Source organism: Bradyrhizobium centrolobii (genome assembly GCF_001641635.1).
Taxonomy (GTDB): Bacteria; Pseudomonadota; Alphaproteobacteria; order Rhizobiales; family Xanthobacteraceae; genus Bradyrhizobium; species Bradyrhizobium centrolobii.
Genome location: NZ_LUUB01000092.1, coordinates 44312 through 61430 on the forward strand (window position 1 = coordinate 44312; position 17119 = coordinate 61430).

General features: G+C 64.8%; 19 protein-coding genes and 1 pseudogene. 11 read left to right on the top strand and 9 right to left on the bottom strand.

What is annotated here, in order from left to right:
* Positions 1-10 precede the first annotated feature (10 nt).
* The 4 genes from AYJ54_RS33575 to AYJ54_RS33590 all read left to right on the top strand — a co-directional run bounded on the left by AYJ54_RS33575 (position 11) and on the right by AYJ54_RS33590 (position 2690).
* Entirely contained in the window at positions 11-418 is a 408-nt protein-coding gene (locus AYJ54_RS33575; protein WP_063705910.1) for a ribulose bisphosphate carboxylase small subunit, read from the top strand.
* Between the two features lie 103 nt (positions 419-521).
* Positions 522-1451, top strand: coding sequence for a CbbX protein (cbbX, locus tag AYJ54_RS33580; protein ID WP_063706113.1), 930 nt, complete (start codon positions 522-524; stop codon positions 1449-1451).
* A complete protein-coding gene (rpe, locus tag AYJ54_RS33585) occupies positions 1448-2185 on the top strand; it encodes a ribulose-phosphate 3-epimerase (protein ID WP_063705912.1) in 738 nt (245 codons plus the stop codon). Before cbbX ends, rpe begins: the two co-directional genes overlap by 4 nt.
* A gap of 292 nt (positions 2186-2477) precedes the next feature.
* Positions 2478-2690 (top strand): hypothetical protein, encoded by a 213-nt coding sequence (locus AYJ54_RS33590; protein ID WP_063705914.1) that lies wholly within the window; start codon positions 2478-2480, stop codon positions 2688-2690.
* A 22-nt stretch (positions 2691-2712) separates the two neighbouring features.
* Here the strand turns inward: AYJ54_RS33590 and AYJ54_RS33595 are convergent, their stop codons facing one another.
* The gene (locus tag AYJ54_RS33595) at positions 2713-3549 is read right to left on the bottom strand and encodes a universal stress protein (RefSeq protein ID WP_063705916.1); all 837 of its coding nucleotides are present in this window, start codon (positions 3547-3549) and stop codon (positions 2713-2715) included.
* Between the two features lie 203 nt (positions 3550-3752).
* On the opposite strand from AYJ54_RS33595, the gene AYJ54_RS33600 reads away from it, so the two are divergent.
* Positions 3753-5303, top strand: a complete 1551-nt coding sequence (locus AYJ54_RS33600; protein WP_063705918.1) for a Do family serine endopeptidase — start codon at positions 3753-3755, stop codon at positions 5301-5303.
* Positions 5304-5373: 70 nt separating this feature from the next.
* Here the strand turns inward: AYJ54_RS33600 and AYJ54_RS33605 are convergent, their stop codons facing one another.
* A complete protein-coding gene (locus tag AYJ54_RS33605; protein ID WP_063705920.1) occupies positions 5374-5565 on the bottom strand; it encodes a hypothetical protein in 192 nt (63 codons plus the stop codon).
* Positions 5566-6001: 436 nt separating this feature from the next.
* Between AYJ54_RS33605 and AYJ54_RS33610 the strand changes: the two genes are divergently transcribed.
* The gene (locus AYJ54_RS33610; protein ID WP_063705922.1) at positions 6002-6364 is read left to right on the top strand and encodes a hypothetical protein; all 363 of its coding nucleotides are present in this window, start codon (positions 6002-6004) and stop codon (positions 6362-6364) included.
* Between the two features lie 55 nt (positions 6365-6419).
* Here AYJ54_RS33610 and AYJ54_RS33615 read toward each other — a convergent pair whose 3' ends face one another.
* Both AYJ54_RS33615 and AYJ54_RS33620 read right to left on the bottom strand, forming a co-directional pair.
* A complete protein-coding gene (locus AYJ54_RS33615) occupies positions 6420-6671 on the bottom strand; it encodes a DUF6496 domain-containing protein (RefSeq protein WP_063705923.1) in 252 nt (83 codons plus the stop codon).
* An 84-nt stretch (positions 6672-6755) separates the two neighbouring features.
* Entirely contained in the window at positions 6756-6950 is a 195-nt protein-coding gene (locus AYJ54_RS33620) for a DUF3072 domain-containing protein (RefSeq protein ID WP_063705925.1), read from the bottom strand.
* A 115-nt stretch (positions 6951-7065) separates the two neighbouring features.
* Between AYJ54_RS33620 and AYJ54_RS33625 the strand changes: the two genes are divergently transcribed.
* Genes AYJ54_RS33625 through AYJ54_RS33635 form a run of 3 tightly spaced genes read left to right on the top strand, consistent with a single transcriptional unit; the run spans position 7066 to position 7751 of the window.
* Positions 7066-7287, top strand: coding sequence for a hypothetical protein (locus tag AYJ54_RS33625; RefSeq protein ID WP_063705926.1), 222 nt, complete (start codon positions 7066-7068; stop codon positions 7285-7287).
* An 18-nt stretch (positions 7288-7305) separates the two neighbouring features.
* The gene (locus AYJ54_RS33630) at positions 7306-7515 is read left to right on the top strand and encodes a hypothetical protein (protein ID WP_063705927.1); all 210 of its coding nucleotides are present in this window, start codon (positions 7306-7308) and stop codon (positions 7513-7515) included.
* Positions 7516-7550: 35 nt separating this feature from the next.
* Positions 7551-7751 carry a hypothetical protein gene (locus AYJ54_RS33635; protein WP_063705928.1) on the top strand — a complete coding sequence of 67 codons (201 nt, stop codon included), beginning with the start codon at positions 7551-7553 and terminating at the stop codon, positions 7749-7751.
* A 73-nt stretch (positions 7752-7824) separates the two neighbouring features.
* Here AYJ54_RS33635 and AYJ54_RS33640 read toward each other — a convergent pair whose 3' ends face one another.
* A complete protein-coding gene (locus AYJ54_RS33640; protein ID WP_063705930.1) occupies positions 7825-8043 on the bottom strand; it encodes a hypothetical protein in 219 nt (72 codons plus the stop codon).
* A 95-nt stretch (positions 8044-8138) separates the two neighbouring features.
* Complete coding sequence (locus tag AYJ54_RS33645) at positions 8139-8396, bottom strand: hypothetical protein (RefSeq protein WP_063705932.1); 258 nt, start codon at positions 8394-8396, stop codon at positions 8139-8141.
* A gap of 144 nt (positions 8397-8540) precedes the next feature.
* Between AYJ54_RS33645 and AYJ54_RS33650 the strand changes: the two genes are divergently transcribed.
* Entirely contained in the window at positions 8541-8762 is a 222-nt protein-coding gene (locus tag AYJ54_RS33650) for a hypothetical protein (RefSeq protein WP_063705934.1), read from the top strand.
* Here the strand turns inward: AYJ54_RS33650 and AYJ54_RS33655 are convergent.
* From AYJ54_RS33655 to AYJ54_RS33660, 3 genes and pseudogenes are all read right to left on the bottom strand, one after another.
* Positions 8759-10249, bottom strand: a complete 1491-nt coding sequence (locus AYJ54_RS33655) for an HWE histidine kinase domain-containing protein (protein ID WP_063705936.1) — start codon at positions 10247-10249, stop codon at positions 8759-8761. The genes AYJ54_RS33650 and AYJ54_RS33655 overlap by 4 nt on opposite strands.
* 13 nt (positions 10250-10262) lie before the next feature.
* The coding region (locus AYJ54_RS52990; protein ID WP_245329189.1) for a response regulator at positions 10263-11698 on the bottom strand (1436 nt) is incomplete at its 5' end.
* A 1-nt stretch (position 11699) separates the two neighbouring features.
* Positions 11700-16546 (bottom strand): annotated as a pseudogene (locus AYJ54_RS33660) (HAMP domain-containing protein); the annotation flags it as partial.
* Between the two features lie 427 nt (positions 16547-16973).
* Here AYJ54_RS33660 and AYJ54_RS52995 point away from each other — a divergent pair.
* Positions 16974-17117, top strand: a complete 144-nt coding sequence (locus AYJ54_RS52995; RefSeq protein WP_245329190.1) for a hypothetical protein — start codon at positions 16974-16976, stop codon at positions 17115-17117.
* Positions 17118-17119 lie beyond the last annotated feature (2 nt).

A 17119-nucleotide genomic window follows, 5' to 3' on the forward strand; every position in this document is an offset into this window, starting at 1 on the left:
GAGATCTGACATGAAGCTGACCCAAGGCTGCTTCTCGTTCCTGCCCGATCTGACCGACGACCAGATCTACAGCCAAGTGCAGTACTGCCTCGCCAATGGCTGGGCGGTGAACATCGAGTTCACCGACGATCCGCACCCGCGCAACACCTATTGGGAGATGTGGGGCCTGCCGATGTTCGATCTCCAGGACGCCGCCGGCGTGATGATGGAGCTTGCCGAATGCCGAAGGGTGTATGGCGACCGTTACATCCGCATCAGCGGCTTCGATTCCAGCCATGGCTGGGAGTCGGTGCGGATCTCCTTCCTCGTCAACCGGCCGCCGCAGGAGGCCGAGTTCGAGCTGGTGCGGCAGGAGGCGGCCGGGCGCTCGATCCGGTACACGACCGTGCGCAAGGCCACCCAGCACGCCGTACCGTAACCCTCTTCCTTTCCGCGCGGAGCACTCCCTGCTCCGTTTCCTTGGCGGACCACTGCTTCGCCGCTCCCCCCCCCGCGGCGAAGCCCTTTTCTTCGAGATGCCGATGCTTGATGTGCCGAACGCGACCACCACGGAGACCGCCTTCGACTTGCGCAAGGAGGCCGAAGCGGCCGGGATCACGACCACGCTGCAACAGCTCGAGCAGGAGCTGATCGGCCTGAAGCCGGTCAAGAACCGGGTGCGCCAGATCGCCTCGCTCTTGCTGGTCGAACGCATGCGGCAGCGCGCAGGACTGGCGGCCGCGCCGCCGACGCTGCACATGTCGTTCACCGGCAATCCCGGCACGGGCAAGACGACGGTCGCGCTGCGCATGGCAAAGATCCTGCACGGCCTCGGCTTCGTGCGGCGCGGGCAGGTGATTTCGGTGACACGTGACGATCTCGTCGGCCAATATATCGGTCACACCGCGCCGAAGACAAAAGAGATATTGAAGAAGGCGATGGGCGGCGTGCTGTTCATCGACGAGGCCTACTATCTCCACCGGCCCGACAACGAGCGCGACTACGGCCAGGAGGCGATCGAGATCCTGCTCCAGGTGATGGAGAACCAGCGCGAGGACCTCGTCGTGATCCTCGCCGGCTACGGCGAGCGGATGACGAGCTTCTTTGCCTCCAACCCCGGCTTCCGCTCGCGCATCGCCCACCACATCGAATTCCCGGATTATTCCGAAGCGGAGCTGCTCTTCATCGCCGAGCTGATGCTCGAAGAGCGCGGCTATCGCCTGTCGGCCGCGGCGCGTGATGCGCTTGAGAAGTACATTGCGCTGCGCCGGACGCAGCCATTCTTCTCCAACGCGCGCTCGATCCGCAACGCCGTCGACCGCATCCGGCTGCGCCAGGCCGACCGCCTGGTGTCCGATCTCGACCGCATGCTCGACATCGCCGACCTCGAAACCATCGACGCCGCCGACGTGCTGGCGAGCCGCGTGTTCAGCGGCGGGGCTGCGGCCGACGCACGGAGTGCAAAGCCATGACCAGGGAGATCATCATCGCGCCTTCGATCCTGGCCGCGAATTTCGCGAGGCTTGGCGAGGAGATCGCCGCAGTCGACACGGCCGGCGCTGACTGGATCCATTGCGATGTGATGGACGGGCATTTCGTGCCCAACATCAGCTTCGGCGCCGACGTCATCAAGGCGATCCGGCCATTCACGCGCAAGACGTTTGACGTCCATCTCATGATCGCGCCGGTGGATCCCTATATCGAGGCCTTTGCCAAGGCCGGCGCGGATATCATCACGGTGCATGCCGAGGCCGGCCCGCATCTCGATCGCTCATTGCAGGCGATCGGCGCGCTCGGCAAGAAAGCCGGCGTCAGCCTGTGCCCGGCGACGCCGGAAGCCGCGATCGAATATGTGCTCGATCGCATCGACCTCATCCTGGTGATGACGGTCAATCCAGGCTTCGGCGGGCAGTCGTTCCTCGACGCCCAGATCGAGAAGATCAGACGGATTCGAAGCATGATTGGCGACCGGCCGATCCGGGTCGAGGTGGACGGCGGCATCACTTGCGACAACGCCGCTGCTGTTGCCGCCGCGGGCGCCGATACGCTGGTGGCGGGATCGGCGGTGTTTCGTGGCAACGACAGCGCCGACTACGCCCGCAACATCGCGGCCATTCGTCTCGCCGCAGAGGCCGGTCGGGTTCCGAGCCTGCAAGATATTTCCACCCAGCCCGCGCGGGGCGCTGACAAGGCGCTCACCCCTTAGAGAACGGGTGTCCCACTGCAACGAGGAGCATCTGCTCAAAGTCGGCGTCAAGGTCGCGACTGCTAAGGCGCTCGGCGGAAGTGAGGAGCGGCGTCGTCGCGCCTGGCTCGCAAGGCCTTGCGTGCCAGTGCCACGTCCCATGCCCACACGGACAGGAACTTAATTTCACGTCGGCGTTTGCAGGAAATTAACCCAGGTTGTTGCGCCGGGCTCACTAAAAATCTTTTGCATAACCGCCATCGGCCTGACGCAAATCGGGATAATAAGCCAAGTGATTGCGAGGGAGGGTCTCATGGAGAACGTACGTCGCTACCGGGCGCTTGCGTCCCTCTGCCGCCAGCAGGCGGCCTATCGGCCACTCCAGACCTGGGAGCTCCTCGGCCAGGCCGAGCATTTCGAACATCTCGCCGAGATCGAACTGAGGGCTCACTTCGACGCATGCAATGCGAAAGCCGAAGATGACAAGCCGGCTGCCCCGACATGGGAAGCTCCGGCCGCTGCGTGACGAAGTCGGAGCATCGCTTCCGCTAATGCGACATCAGCGTCGGAACCGTCATGGCTTCGAGCATGGCGCGCGTGACGCCACCCAGAAAACTCTCCTGCAATCGGGAGTGACCGTAGCCGCCCATAACCAGAAGGTTGAGATCCTCGTCCGCTGCCAGTGACAGGATGGTCGGCTGAATGTCCGCACGAGCGGCCGACAGGCCAATGGTTCTGGTCGATAGACCGTGCCGCGCGAGATGCCTTGCCAGATCCTTTGTCGAGGCTTCGGCGGGAACCGCATCCGCCTCGTTGAGCGCAATGACGACGATCTCCTCGGCCTTCGCCAGGAACGGCACCGCATCGCGCACAGCGCGGGCGGCGACCCGGCTGCCGTCCCAGCAGATGCCGATCCGTCTCGCCTTGAGCGCGCCGCGGAAAATATGCGGCAGGAACAGTACCGGCCCGCCGGCCTGGAACAGGATTTCGCGGGACAGGTCGTTGTCGAATGAACCCTGGCTCCGATCCGGCTGAAGCACGATGCTGAGGTCGTAGAGCCGGGCCATTGCGCCGACCGAACCTGCCGCGTCCGCGGGCATCGCGGCCACCGGATGGCAGGCATAGGAGATGCCGACGCTCTTCGCCTCGGCCTCGAACACGGCGAGCGCCGTCAGGGCCCGCTCCATCGCGCGCTCGCGTTCCATCTCGAAGACGGAAGCCACCGCAGCGCCGCCATCTACCAGATAGGCCGTGTTGGTTGCGACATAGCCGACCGAGACCGCGTCGAGACGGGCGTTGAAGCTCGCCGCCAGCGAAACGGCGCCGTCAATCGCTGCGCGCATCGGGCGCTCGGTCGGGATGTGGACGAGGATGTCTTTGATCATGGCAGCACCTCCGGTGGCCTCTCGCAATGGCCAACAATCTTCCACGGATCGGCAGGCTCGGGTTGAGCTGCATCAAATGCGATTTTGCCGGCGGCCCCCATCGCACGTTCTTTGCCAAGATTTAATCACGAGGACGGGACGTCGTAAGGTTGCGACGCCCATGTTGGGTGCAAGGCGACACCTTCCAACATGGACATTTCGACATGAACGATCCCGTCAATTTCGACATCCCCAAGTCTCGCACCATTCTCCGGCCGCGCCGGCTCGCGCTGCTCGGTACCGTGGCCGCGCTCGGCGTCGCCGTGCTGGTCTCCGCTCCCGGCTCTTCGCCCTTCCATGCGGCCTCCCTGATTGCCCCGGCTCAGGCCGCGGAAACGGCTGCGACGCCGTCCGGCTTCGCCGATCTCGTTTCCAAGGTGAAGCCCGCGGTGATCTCGGTGCGCGTGAAGATCGACCAGGACAACGACAAGAACGCGATGCTGCAGCAGGACCGGATGCAGTCCGATGAGGATTCGCCGTTCGACCAGTTCTCGCGGCAGTTCGGCTTCCGCTTGCCCAATGGCATGCCCAACGGAATGAACGGCATGCCGCGCCAGCGCCACCAGATGGTCACGGGCGAGGGCTCCGGCTTCTTCATTTCAGCTGACGGTTACGCGGTGACCAACAACCACGTCGTCGACCACGCCGAGTCCGTGCAGGTGACGACCGACGACGGCACGATCTACACCGCGAAGGTGGTCGGCACCGATCCGAAGACCGATCTGGCGCTGATCAAGGTCGAGGGCAAGAAGGACTTCCCGTTCGTCAAATTCTCCGACCAGAAGCCGCGGATCGGCGACTGGGTGGTCGCGGTCGGCAATCCCTTCGGCCTCGGTGGCACCGTGACCGCCGGCATCGTCTCGGCAAGCGGCCGTGACATCGGCAACGGCCCCTATGACGATTTCATCCAGATCGACGCCCCCATCAACAAGGGCAATTCCGGCGGTCCGGCCTTCGACATGAACGGCAACGTGATCGGCGTGAACACCGCGATCTTCTCGCCCTCGGGCGGCTCGGTCGGCATCGGCTTCGACATTCCGGCGGCGACCGCCAAGCTCGTCGTCGCGCAGCTGAAGGACAAGGGTGCGGTTACCCGCGGCTGGCTCGGCGTGCAGGTGCAGCCCGTGACCTCCGACATCGCCGACAGCCTCGGCCTGAAGGAGGCGAGGGGCGCGATCGTCGACAATCCGCAGGACGGCAGCCCCGCGGCCAAGGCCGGCATCGAGGCGGGCGATGTCATCACCGCCGTCAACGGCACCGCGGTCAAGGATTCCCGTGACCTCGCCCGTACCATCGGCACGATGGCACCCGGCAGCTCGGTGAAGCTCGACGTCTGGCACAAGGGCGAGAGCAAGACCGTGCCCCTCGCGCTCGGCGAGGTGCCGAACGAGCGGCAGGCCAAGGCCACCACTGACGGCAAGGTGCAGCCGGACGCCGGCACGCCGCGCCTGGGCCTCAGTCTGGCGCCGGCCGGCGAGGTAAAGGGTGCAGGCCAGAAGGGCGTCGTCGTCACCGAGGTCGACCCGCAGGGGCCGGCTGCCCAGCGCGGCATCCAGACCGGCGACGTCATCCTCAATGTCGGCGGCAAGGCCGTCGCCAATGTCGGCGACGTCCGCTCGGAGCTGATGCAGGCGAAGTCGTCCGGCAAGCGCAGCGTGCTGTTGCAGGTGAAGAGCGCCGACGCCACCCGGTTCGTCGCCGTGCCGCTCGCCTGAGCCAAGGCAATCGCGCGCAAAAAAGAAGAGGCGGCCGAGCGGCCGCCTCTTTCGTGTCTTTGCTGGCTTGCTAACAGGCGTGTCGCAGGCCGTCCGCGCCGATATAGGTCATGCCGGGCTCGCAGACGAACCCGCCGCGGAAGGGAGCCGTCACGATTGCGCCAGCCGTTCCGATAGCCCCGCCGACCACACCAGCGGCGACCTCGCCGGGCCAGAAGCCCGGGCTCTCATGGTAGTAGACGTGTCCGTGATGATGCCTCACGCTCGTGAGCGCGCGATCGGATCCTGCGCCAGGGCGGGCGCTGCCATTGCGGTGGTGAGGACTGCGGCTGCGACTATTCGTTTCCAGTTCATGTGCTGTCTCCGTTGTCTTCACGGGAGAGCAACGGCTGCCGCAGGCAAGCGTTTCCGGGACGGTGCGGGTTTCTTCGCGAAATCCTTGATGGGGATCCGATGCGGCGTGACGGCCCTGACTAGGAGGGGTCGCCGCTCCATTTGCGGGGACAAGCCGGCTCCGGCCGATAACATTCGCGTTAACGAAACCCGTCAGGACAGGGTTCCGCCCAAAACCCAACGTTCACTTGCTGCATGATGCGAGTTGCTGATCGCGGCTTGCTGGCGCACGATGGTTCTCCGGCGGAGCTTCGATCAAACTGCCGCTTTGTGGAACCTGACGTCTGCATGGATCGGTGCCGACGATGGATCGATTGAGGGTCTTGGGCAGGGGCGCGCTGCTGGTCGCGCTATTGGTGTTGAGCGCCCACGGCGCGATGGGGCGCGACGACGGGCGCTACACCGATTCTCCGCTCAAATCGTGGTTCGACAGTTTGCGCAGCCATCTTGGCCCGTGCTGCTCGGATGCGGACGGCGTTGCCGTTGCCGATCCCGACTGGGAATCCCACCACGGGCACTATCGGGTGCGTCTCGAGGGGCAATGGGTCGAGGTGCCCGACGAGGCCGTCATCACCGAGCCGAACCGCGCCGGCCGTACCATGGTATGGCCGGTCAAGACTGCATTCGGCATTTCGATTCGCTGCTTCATGCCGGGTAGCATGATCTGAGGGAGGCGATCTCCGGCGGCGCGCGCCGCCTGTGCGCGCCTCGCCGAACATCGTTCTAGCGTGAGCGCTTCTTCTTCGACGTCTTCCTCTTCTTCGACGTCTTCCTCGTGGTCTTCTTCGGGACCTTCTTGCCCTTCTTGCGCGCCTTCGACAGTCCGATCGCGATCGCCTGCTTGCGGCTCTTCACCCGTCCGCCACGACCGCCGCGGCCACTCTTCGCCGTGCCCTTCTTGTAGCGCCGCATCTCGCTTGCGACGTCGCTACCGGAGCTGCGCGAATAGCGCCGCTTCTTTGCTTTACGTGCCATGAATGTTCTCCTTGGGCCGAAGGAGAACGGTTCCATACGGGCATGGTTCCGCACGGGCGCGAAGCGCCGACGACAGCTCGCGGTTTAGAAGGAATTCGCCAGCTCGATCTCCGCCTCCAACGCCTGGATGCGCCGCGCCGCCTCGGCAAAGGACAGGTCGCGCGCATATTGCGCGGGCTGGTAGGCCTCCTCGCTCAGCCGCTTCAGCTTGAATCCCTGGGCTCTCGTCATCTGCTCCGTCAGCAAGACATGAGCGTTGTATTTACCTTGAACCTGCATGCCCGTTCTCCATCCTGAAATCGTGACTTGACTATATGTTCTTATTTTGTTCTAATAAACCATGGACAACAGAATTAATGAAATTCGACGCAAAATCAGTGCCTTGCGGCGGGAGATGGCCGATGTCGAGGCGTCCGTTCGCGACCTCCTCAACCGCGATCGCGACTGCACCGAACCGGCGCTCGAGCAGATCGGCCTGCGGAGCAAAATCAACGTCTTGATCAGCGAATGGAAGGCCGCCGGTGGCGGGGATGTTTTGCCCGATATCGCCGACCGGATGCGTCTTCGTTCAGTGAAGAAGGACGGCAAACCGGCGCGCGCGATCGCGCGCCGCTGAGACTATTGGAGGCGCGCGGTGGACGAAGACCCGGACGCGTACGGGATTCTGAAGCTGCGCGCCGAAATTCTCGAACTGGGCTCCGCGATCAGGCAATTGCAGCGCGAGGGCCTGGATGACGCTGCGGCCCAGCTCCTGATCTCGCGCAAGCGGGCCCAGCTCGATCATCTCGTGAAGGCAAATTGCGCGGGCGATCAGCTTAACATCCCTGACATCCGACGCAGCTAAAGCGTGCGCGCAACGCGACACGCCGGAGACCGTCGATGCCGGATGCCGACATGACCGCCTTGCTGCGCATGGTGCTTGATGATGTCTGCGCGGACGTTCCCGCGTCCGAGACCGCTATCCGCCAGCGCGTTGCCGCGAGATTGCGTGAAGCCGCGCGAAGGAAGGATTGCTCCCTCGCGGATTTGAAGCAGGCCGGGCGGGATGCGCTGAGCCATGCGCCGACGATGTGGCCTTAGAAGGAGTGCCGCTCGAATATCAGATCAAAAAAGGCCCCGCGCTCGCGGGGCCTTTGCATGAGGCGTGGGCCGCCTATTTGCTCATGCTGCCGCCCTGGTTCGTTCCGGGTCCGGCATTGCCCTGGTTGGACGGATTGGCGGTGCCGCTGGATTTCGTGTTGGCGCCCGTGGTCTGTGAGGACGTGGTCGAAGACTCGTGCTTCGCCTTGTGCGACTTGGCCTGCACGGCGAACGGCGTGGCGGCGAGGCCGGTTGCCAACATCACGGCGAGAGCGAGCTTGGTTGTCTTCATGCGAGGGAACTCCCTGAGTTAGATTGACGCAGACAGCCAACCGCCACTCCCGGCAGGAGTTCCGCGCAAAGCGCGCCGCAGCCTTCACGTGGGCTTCAAAATTCCTTGTCCTCAACGAGGATGAACACGGCCCCCGTCAGTGCGGCGCCGATTGCGAACGTCGTCACGAGTGTGACGACGAAAACGAAGATGGCGGGACTTCCGCCGTTATTGAGCAGCGTGGCGACGGCAGGGTTGACCAGCATGAGGACCAGGCCGAAGAGAAGCCCCAGCGCTGCGCCCATCATCGCATGCGTCATCACCTTGATGGCACCGGTGCGGGAAATCAGGCCGGACGGCTTTTTCGTGCGCATGGAACCGCCCCCATGTACTCCATGAAAAAACGCGGCGGATGATCGCGGGTTCCCCACTCATGAACGAATTGTCACGCCAGGCTTCATCCGGCGTTCATGCCGGGCTTGCGAGGATGACCGCGACAAGGAAAGGGACATGTAATCATGGGAAAGGTGGTCTTTCTGTATCGCTCGCTGGCCTATCGCAACGCGGCCGCCGAAATGCTGCGCAAGGCGCGCAAGCTGCCGCGCGGCGCGGACCGAAGTGCGGCCCGCCGTTACGCGATGGCGTTGCGCGATCTCGCACAAACGGAAGCCTGGCTGGAAGGACGCGTCGCCGACGAAGCGCAGCCGGTGCAGCGAATGAAGACGGCTGCCCTGCGCTAACCCGACGCCCGTTGAAGTGCCCCGGAGGCGGCCGCGTCGAATTTAGCTGATGCGCTCGACGTCGGGGTCCTCCGCGTCAACGGCACCTCCAGCCGGCACAACAGGCCCTCAGCACGCCAGTCGAACCGTGCTTGCCCGCCGAGCTGGGATTCGACGCTGGCCAGCAGGCTTCTCGTGCCGAAGCCGCGAGATTTCGGCGTCCTGACCAGCGGGCCGCCGGATTCCTCCCATGTCAGCGTAAGGACGTCGTTCTCGACCTGCCAGCCGATTGCGAGCCGTCCTGACCGCGTCGAGAGCGCGCCATACTTCGCCGAATTGGTGAATAGCTCGTGCAGCGCCAGCGCCAGCGTCTGCGCCGTGGCCGGCAGCAACTGAACCTCGGGGCCCGCGAGCTTGATCTGTCCGCCAAGCGAATAGGGCGCAAGCTCCTCGTCGATCAGCTTGGAGAGCTCGGCGCCCTGCCAGCTCGACAGCGACAGGATGGTATGCACGCGCGCCAGCGCGTTGATGCGCCCCTCAACGGCGTTGACATAGGTCTTGACGCTGTCGGCGCGGGTGAGGCGTACGATCGATTGCGCCAGCGCCAGCGCATTCTTGGCGCGATGGTCGACTTCCCGCGCCAGCAGATTCTGCCGCTCTTCGGCGCGCTTGCGCTCGGTGATGTCGACGGTGACGCCGCTCACCCGAACCACGCGACCGCTTCCGTCCACCGTTGCGGCCGCCGTGCCGACGCACCAGCGCACCTCGCCGTCGGGCCGGCTGATGCGGAACTCTCCCTCATAGGCCCGCGCGCCGGTATTGAACGCGGTGATCGCCTGGCGGAACTGGTCGACGTCATCGGGGTGCAGCAAGGCCTGGATGTTCGCCGACGTGACGTTGAAGGTGTCCGGCATCACGCCGAAGATGCGGTACTGGCCTTCGTCCCACATCCAGTCGCCGTTGATCCAGTCCCAGTCCCAGGATCCCATCTTGCCGGCAGCAATCGCCATGCTGCGCCGCTCTTCACTCTCGCGCAGCTTCGTCGTGGAGTTTTCCAGCTCGGCCGTGCGGGCACGCACGCGGTCCTCGAGCTCCTGGTTCAGCCGTTCGAGCTCGCGCGTCTTGCGGTAGAGCTCGGCAAACACCTTGATCTTCGCGCGCAGCACTTCCGGCACGACCGGCACCGGCACGTAGTCGACCGCGCCCATCTCGTAGCCGCGCAGGCGGTCAATGTCGGAGACCTGGATCGCCGAGATGAAGATCATCGCGGTCTTCTGGAAGCGCGGATGTTCCCGGATCATCGCGGCGAGCTCGAAGCCGTCGAGCTCGGGCATGCAGACGTCGACCAGGATCACCGCGACCTCGGTCTTCAGCAGGACCTCCAGCGCCTCGCGGCCGGAGGAGGCGATCACAAGGTTTTCGCCGAGATCCTTCAGGATCACCTCATAGGCGAGCAGCTTGGCCGGCTGATCGTCGACGAGGAGGATGTTGACCTTTTCGTGGTCCATTCGCGGATCCCACTCAGCGATGCAGCCACATGCGGATCGCAAGCAGCAATTGATCGGTGTTGACGGGTTTGGCGAGGTAATCGGACGCGCCGGCCTCCAGGCATTTCTCGCGATCGCCCTTCATCGCCTTGGCGGTTAGCGCGATGATCGGCACGCGGGCGAAGGCCGGGTTCTCGCGGATCACGCCGATGGTCTGATAGCCATCCATCTGCGGCATCATGATGTCCATCAGCACGATCGCGATCTCCGGATTGGACTCGACCAGCGTCACCGCCTCGCGGCCGGTGGTTGCGGTCAGCACCTTCATGCAGCGCCGCTCCAGGACGCTCGACAGCGCGAAGATGTTGCGGGCATCGTCGTCGACGAGCAGCGCGGTCTTGCCGATCAGGTCCTCGTCGGAACTGTTCAGCTTCTCAAGCATGCGCTGTTTCTCGGTCGGCAGCTCGGTGATCACGCGATGCAGGAACAGTGCGGTCTCGTCGAGCAGGCGTTCCGGAGACTCGACACCCTTGACGACGATGCTGCGTGCCATGGTGTGCAGCTCCGCATCCTCCTCCGCCGAGAGTTCACGGCCGGTGAACACCACCACGGGAATGTTCGACAGCGCCTCGTCGTTGCGGATCTCGTCCAGCACCTCGAAGCCGGTCATGTCGGGCAGCCGCAGGTCCAGCACAACGCAGTCGCAAGGCTGCTCGCGGAGCGTCGAAAGCGCGCCGGCGCCGGTGTCGGTCGCCACGATCTCGATGTCGTCGTGGTGCAGGAGCTCGCGGATCGAGAGTTGCTCGGCCTCGTTGTCCTCGACGATCAGGAGCCGCTTGCGGCGCGGCCGCGCATATTCCTTGATCTGCGTCAGTGCGGCCGAGACGCCCTCGGTGGTCGTCGGCTTGTTGACGAAGGAGAAGGCGCCGCGGGCCAGCGCATGCTGGCGGTCCTCGTCGAGCGTGACGATCTGCACGGGAATGTGGCGGGTCAGCGGGTTGTGCTTGAGCTGGCTCAGCACCGTCCAGCCGAGCATGTCGGGCAGGAACACGTCGAGCGAGACCGCCGTCGGCTGGTACTGCTTGGCGAGCTCCAGCGCCTCGGCGCCGCGGGCGGCGACCAGGACCTTGAAGCCCTTGTCGCGGGCGAGGTCGACCAGCACGCGCGCATAATGCGGATCGTCCTCGACGATCAGCAGGATGGTGTCGCCAGGTTCGAGGCTGAGCCGGTCGTCGGGAAGCTGCTCGATGACACGCTCCGGCGCGGCCGGCTGCAGTGCCGGCGGCTGGCTGTATTGCTGCGGCGCGGGCGCGGCGCGTGGCGCGAGCGTCGGGCCGGAATATTTCAGCGGCAGATAGAGCGTGAAAGTCGAGCCCTTGCCGGGCGCGCTGCGCAAGTGGATCTCGCCGCCGAGCAGGCTGGCGAGCTCGCGGCTGATCGCAAGGCCGAGGCCGGTGCCGCCATATTTGCNGTGCCGGCGTCCGCCTGCTGGAACGCCTCGAAGATCAGCTTCTGCTTCTCCAGGGGAATGCCGATGCCGGTGTCGGTCACTTCGAATGCGATCACGGCCGGCGCGGTGTTCAGCACGGGGTGATCCGTGCTCCAGCCGCCGAGCGCCGCCTCGACCTTCATCCGCACACCGCCTTCGGCGGTGAATTTGAAGGCGTTGGACAGCAGGTTCTTGAGGACCTGCTGGAGGCGCTTGGAGTCGGTGACGATGCTGCGCGCCAGGTTCGGATCAACATCGATGTTGAACGACAGGTTGCGGTTCTCCGCCTCATGCCGGAACGGCCGCCCGACGGTCTCGAGCAGGTTCGCGGTCAGGATCTCCTCGGCGTCGACCGTCACCGTGCCGGACTCGATCTTGGAGAGATCGAGGATGTCGCTGATGAGGTTGAGCAGGTCAGTGCCGGCGCCGTGGATGGTGCGGGCGAATTCGACCTGCTTGGGCGAGAGGTTGCCGTCCGGATTGTCCGTGAGCTGTTGGCCGAGGATCAGGATCGAGTTCAGTGGCGTGCGCAGCTCGTGGCTCATATTGGCGAGGAATTCGGACTTGTACTTCGAGGTCAGCGCGAGCTCGGTCGCCTTTTCCTCCAGCGCGCGGCGGGCCTGCTCGATCTCCTGGTTCTTGCGCTCGACTTCGACGTTGCGCTCGGCGAGCTGCTGCGCCTTCTGCTCGAGCTGGTCGTTGGTCTGCTGCAACTCGCGCTGCTGGGTCTGAAGCTCGCCGGCGAGCTGCTGCGACTGCTTCAGCAGTCCTTCGGTCTGCATCGTCGCCTCGATCGAGTTGAGCACGATGCCGATGGAGTCGGTGAGCTGCTCCAGGAATGTCATCTGCGAGGTCGTGAACGAGGCGAGCGAGGCGAGCTCGATCACCGCCTTGACCTGGCCTTCGAACAGCACCGGCAGCACGACGAGATTCTTCGGCGCGACGCGGAACAGCGCCGAATTGATCGGCACCACGTCAGGCGGAATGTCCGCGACCATGCGCTGCTGCTTGTCGAGCGCGCACTGACCGATCAGGCCTTCGCCGAATTGCAGCGCGCGTTGATAGGGGTAGACGCCGTCGCTGGCGTAGGAGGCGAGCAGCAGGAGCTGCGGATTGTCCTCGTTCTCGACCTGGTAGATCACGCCGGTATGGGCATTCACCAGCGGCGACAGCTCGGTCAGCAGGAGACGGCCGACGGTAGCCAGGTCGCGCTGGCCCTGGAGCATGTTGGTGAATTTTGCGAGGTTGGTCTTCAACCAGTCCTGCTCGGTGTTCACGTCCGTCGTGAGACGGAGGTTCGTGATCATCGTGTTGATGTTGTCTTTCAGCTCCGCGACCTCGCCGCGGGCATCGACCTGAATCGACCGGGTGAGGTCACCCTTGGTCACGGCGGTCGCGACTTCCGCGATCGCGCGCACCTGCGAGGTGAGGTTGGCCGCCAGCAGGTTGACGTTGCCGGTGAGGTCCTTCCAGGTGCCGGCCGCGCCCGGCACGTTGGCCTGGCCGCCGAGGCGGCCTTCGACGCCGACCTCGCGCGCCACCGACGTCACCTGGTCCGCGAAGGTCGCAAGCGTCTCGGTCATGTTGTTGATGGTGTCGCCGAGCGCCGCGACCTCGCCCTTCGATTTCACGGTGAGGTTCTGCTTCAGATCGCCGTTGGCGACAGCCGTAACGACCTTGACGATGCCGCGCACCTGCTCGGTCAGGTTCGCCGCCATGAAGTTCACGGTATCGGTGAGGTCCTTCCAGGTGCCCGCGACGCCCGGCACCTGGGCCTGGCCGCCGAGCTTGCCTTCCGTGCCGACTTCGCGCGCCACACGCGTGACTTCGCCGGCAAAAGCGTTGAGCTGGTCCACCATGGTGTTGATGGTGTTCTTCAGCTCGAGGATCTCGCCCTTCACGTCGACCGTGATCTTGCGGGACAAGTCGCCGCGCGCCACGGCGGTGGTGACCTCGGCGATATTGCGGACCTGCGTGGTGAGGTTCGCGGCGAGCAGGTTGACGTTGTCGGTGAGGTCCTTCCAGGTGCCGCCGACGCCGGGCACAACGGCCTGACCGCCGAGCCGGCCCTCGGTGCCGACCTCGCGGGCGACGCGCGTCACTTCGGCGGCGAAGGAGCGCAGCTGCTCGACCATGGTGTTCAGCGTGTCCTTCAGCAGAAGGATTTCGCCGCGCACGTCGACGGTGATCTTCTTGGAGAGGTCGCCGCCGGCAATCGCGGTCGCGACCTCGGCAATGTTGCGGACCTGGGCCGTCAGGTTCGAGGCCATGAAGTTGACGTTGTCGGTGAGGTCCTTCCAGGTGCCGGCGACACCGGGCACCTCGGCCTGGCCGCCGAGCTTGCCTTCGGTGCCGACCTCGCGGGCCACGCGCGTCACTTCACCGGCAAAGCCGTTGAGTTGGTCCACCATGGTGTTGATGGTGTTCTTCAGCTCCAGGATTTCGCCGCGCACATCGACGGTGATCTTGCGCGACAGGTCGCCGCGCGCCACAGCGGTCGTCACTTCGGCGATGTTGCGAACCTGGGCGGTGAGGTTGCCCGCCATCGAGTTCACGCTGTCGGTGAGGTCCTTCCAGGTGCCGGCGACGCCGGGCACGTTGGCCTGGCCGCCGAGCCGGCCTTCGGTGCCGACCTCGCGCGCCACGCGCGTCACCTCGCCCGCGAAGCGGTTGAGCTGGTCGACCATCGTGTTCAGCGTGTCCTTGAGCTGCAGGATCTCGCCGCGCACGTCCACGGTGATCTTTCGTGATAAGTCGCCGCCGGCGATCGCGGTCGCCACCTCGGAGATGTTGCGGACCTGGGCGGTCAGGTTACCGGCCATCGAATTCACGCTGTCGGTGAGGTCCTTCCAGGTACCGGCGACGCCGGGCACCTCGGCCTGGCCGCCGAGCTTGCCTTCGGTGCCGACCTCACGCGCGACGCGCGTAACTTCGCCGGCGAAGGCGTTGAGCTGGTCGACCATGGTATTGAGCGTTTCCTTCAGCTGAAGGATTTCGCCCGACACGTTCACCGTGATCTTCTTCGACAGGTCGCCTTTCGCGACGGCGGTGGCGACCTCGGCGATGTTGCGAACCTGGCCGGTCAGGTTCGAGGCCATCGAGTTGACCGAGTCGGTCAAGTCCTTCCAGGTACCGGCGACGCCACGCACCTGGGCCTGGCCGCCAAGCTTGCCTTCGGTGCCGACCTCGCGCGCGACGCGCGTGACTTCGCCGGCGAAGGCGTTGAGCTGGTCGACCATCGTATTGATGGTGTCTTTCAGCTCCAGGATCTCGCCGCGTACGGTCACGGTGATCTTCTTCGACAAGTCGCCGCCCGCGACCGCCGTCGTCACCTCGGCGATGTTGCGAACCTGCGCGGTCAGGTTCGACGCCATCGAGTTGACGCTCTCGGTGAGATCCTTCCAGGTGCCGGCGACGCCGAGCACGTTGGCCTGGCCGCCGAGCCGCCCCTCGGTGCCGACCTCGCGCGCGACGCGCGTGACTTCGCCGGCAAAGGCGTTCAGCTGGTCGACCATCGTGTTGAGAGTTTCCTTCAGTTGAAGGATTTCGCCCGACACGTTCACCGTGATCTTCTTCGACAGGTCGCCGCCGGCGATCGCGGTTGCGACGTCGGCGATGTTGCGGACCTGCGCGGTGAGGTTCGACGCCATGAAGTTGACGTTGTCGGTGAGGTCCTTCCAGGTGCCGGCGACGCCGGGCACCTGCGCCTGGCCGCCGAGCTTGCCCTCGGTGCCGACCTCACGCGCAACGCGCGTCACTTCCGACGCGAACGAGTTGAGCTGGTCCACCATGGTGTTGATGGTGTCCTTCAGCTCCAGGATTTCGCCGCGCACATCGACGGTGATCTTGCGGGACAAGTCGCCGCGCGCCACCGCGGTGGTGACGTTCGCGATGTTGCGCACCTGTGCGGTCAGGTTGCCGCACATCGCGTTTACGGAGTCCGTCAGGTCCTTCCAGGTGCCGGCGACGCCCGGCACGATCGCCTGGCCGCCGAGCTTGCCGTCGGTGCCGACCTCGCGCGCCACGCGCGTCACTTCGGAAGCGAAGGAGCGCAGCTGGTCCACCATCGTGTTGATGGCTTCCTTGAGCTGGAGGATCTCGCCGCGGACGTCGACGGTGATCTTCTTGGAGAGGTCGCCATTGGCGACCGCGATCGTCACCTCGGCGAGGTTGCGGACCTGGTTGGTCAGGTTGTTCGCCATCGAGTTCACGCTCTCGGTCAGGTCCTTCCAGACGCCGGTCACTTCCGGAACCTGGGCCTGGCCGCCGAGCTTGCCTTCGGTGCCGACCTCGCGCGCGACGCGCGTCACTTCGGAGGTGAACACGCCGAGCTGCTTGATCATGGTGTTGACGATGGTTGCCGACTGCAGGAATTCGCCGCGCAGGGGACGGCCGTCGACGTCGAGTTTAACGGTCTGGAGCAGGTCGCCTTGCGCGACCGCGGCGACCGCGCGCGTCACTTCGCGCGTCGGCCACAGCAAATCGTCGATCAGCGTGTTGACCGAGCCTTCCATATCGGCCCAGGAGCCGCTGGCGAGGCCAAATTTCACGCGCTGCCGCGTCTTGCCTTCACGGCCGACGAGCTGGCCGACCAGTTCGAGCTGCTGCGCCATGCGCTGGTTGGCGGCGATGATTTCATTAAAGGTGTCGGCGATCTTGCCGTCGATGCCGAGATAGTCGCCGCTCATCCGCACGGAAAAATCACCGCTGCGCATCGCTTGCAGCGCGAGCAGCAATTCCTGCCGCGAATCGGGCTCCGAGGTGCCGTTGGTGGTTCGCTTCGGGATGCGACGACCGGATCGTGAAGGTCCGGGATCAAGGTCTCTCATTCTTAATTCCCCCCGCAGGTTGCGTCGCCGAATCCACGCAAGACGCACTATCCGAAATAGAACGTCAGCCAAATTCCAAATCAAGCGGCAACCCTGCAGCGCAAGGAAATGGAACCTGCCTGGCTCAGCCCGGCCAAAATAACGGCCGCCCGCACAATTGGTTCCCTCCCGGTTCCAACAAATTTCGGGCCCTTGCACGGGTCCGTTCGGGCCGCCGGGTTCGGAACGGTGAACAGAGGGCTGCTATTGGCTTCGCGAGAAGAGCGAGGGTTCACTGAAGGCCGGATTTTCTGCTCTTGTCGTTGCATTGTTTGCCTCCGGATCGGTGCTCGCGCAGGGCGGCGCGCCAAGGGGGGCGGTGCTGTGACCGGCGATCCCGCCGCCCGCTCTTCGACCCCCGTGCGCGGTTTCGCCGACCACGGGCGCCGTGACCAAGCCGAGCCGCAGTGGGAGCGGCACCTCCACTTCCGGCGGCAAGGACGACAATGGCGACCAGGGCCGGGACAGGATGCCCGAGAGCGATCGCACGGTGCGGCCGGAGAGCCAGCAGCATCATCCGAACGACAGATGAGC

What these genes read in the sequence shown, in the direction of transcription:
- AYJ54_RS33575 (WP_063705910.1), top strand. Translation starts at nt 11, where the DNA reads ATGAAGCTGACCCAAGGCTGCTTCTCGTTCCTGCCCGATCTGACCGAC.
- cbbX (WP_063706113.1), top strand. Translation starts at nt 522, where the DNA reads ATGCTTGATGTGCCGAACGCGACCACCACGGAGACCGCCTTCGACTTG.
- rpe (WP_063705912.1), top strand. Translation starts at nt 1,448, where the DNA reads ATGACCAGGGAGATCATCATCGCGCCTTCGATCCTGGCCGCGAATTTC.
- AYJ54_RS33590 (WP_063705914.1), top strand. Translation starts at nt 2,478, where the DNA reads ATGGAGAACGTACGTCGCTACCGGGCGCTTGCGTCCCTCTGCCGCCAG.
- AYJ54_RS33595 (WP_063705916.1), bottom strand. Translation starts at nt 3,549, where the DNA reads ATGATCAAAGACATCCTCGTCCACATCCCGACCGAGCGCCCGATGCGC.
- AYJ54_RS33600 (WP_063705918.1), top strand. Translation starts at nt 3,753, where the DNA reads ATGAACGATCCCGTCAATTTCGACATCCCCAAGTCTCGCACCATTCTC.
- AYJ54_RS33610 (WP_063705922.1), top strand. Translation starts at nt 6,002, where the DNA reads ATGGATCGATTGAGGGTCTTGGGCAGGGGCGCGCTGCTGGTCGCGCTA.
- AYJ54_RS33615 (WP_063705923.1), bottom strand. Translation starts at nt 6,671, where the DNA reads ATGGCACGTAAAGCAAAGAAGCGGCGCTATTCGCGCAGCTCCGGTAGC.
- AYJ54_RS33620 (WP_063705925.1), bottom strand. Translation starts at nt 6,950, where the DNA reads ATGCAGGTTCAAGGTAAATACAACGCTCATGTCTTGCTGACGGAGCAG.
- AYJ54_RS33625 (WP_063705926.1), top strand. Translation starts at nt 7,066, where the DNA reads ATGGCCGATGTCGAGGCGTCCGTTCGCGACCTCCTCAACCGCGATCGC.
- AYJ54_RS33635 (WP_063705928.1), top strand. Translation starts at nt 7,551, where the DNA reads ATGCCGGATGCCGACATGACCGCCTTGCTGCGCATGGTGCTTGATGAT.
- AYJ54_RS33640 (WP_063705930.1), bottom strand. Translation starts at nt 8,043, where the DNA reads ATGAAGACAACCAAGCTCGCTCTCGCCGTGATGTTGGCAACCGGCCTC.
- AYJ54_RS33645 (WP_063705932.1), bottom strand. Translation starts at nt 8,396, where the DNA reads ATGCGCACGAAAAAGCCGTCCGGCCTGATTTCCCGCACCGGTGCCATC.
- AYJ54_RS33650 (WP_063705934.1), top strand. Translation starts at nt 8,541, where the DNA reads ATGGGAAAGGTGGTCTTTCTGTATCGCTCGCTGGCCTATCGCAACGCG.
- AYJ54_RS33655 (WP_063705936.1), bottom strand. Translation starts at nt 10,249, where the DNA reads ATGGACCACGAAAAGGTCAACATCCTCCTCGTCGACGATCAGCCGGCC.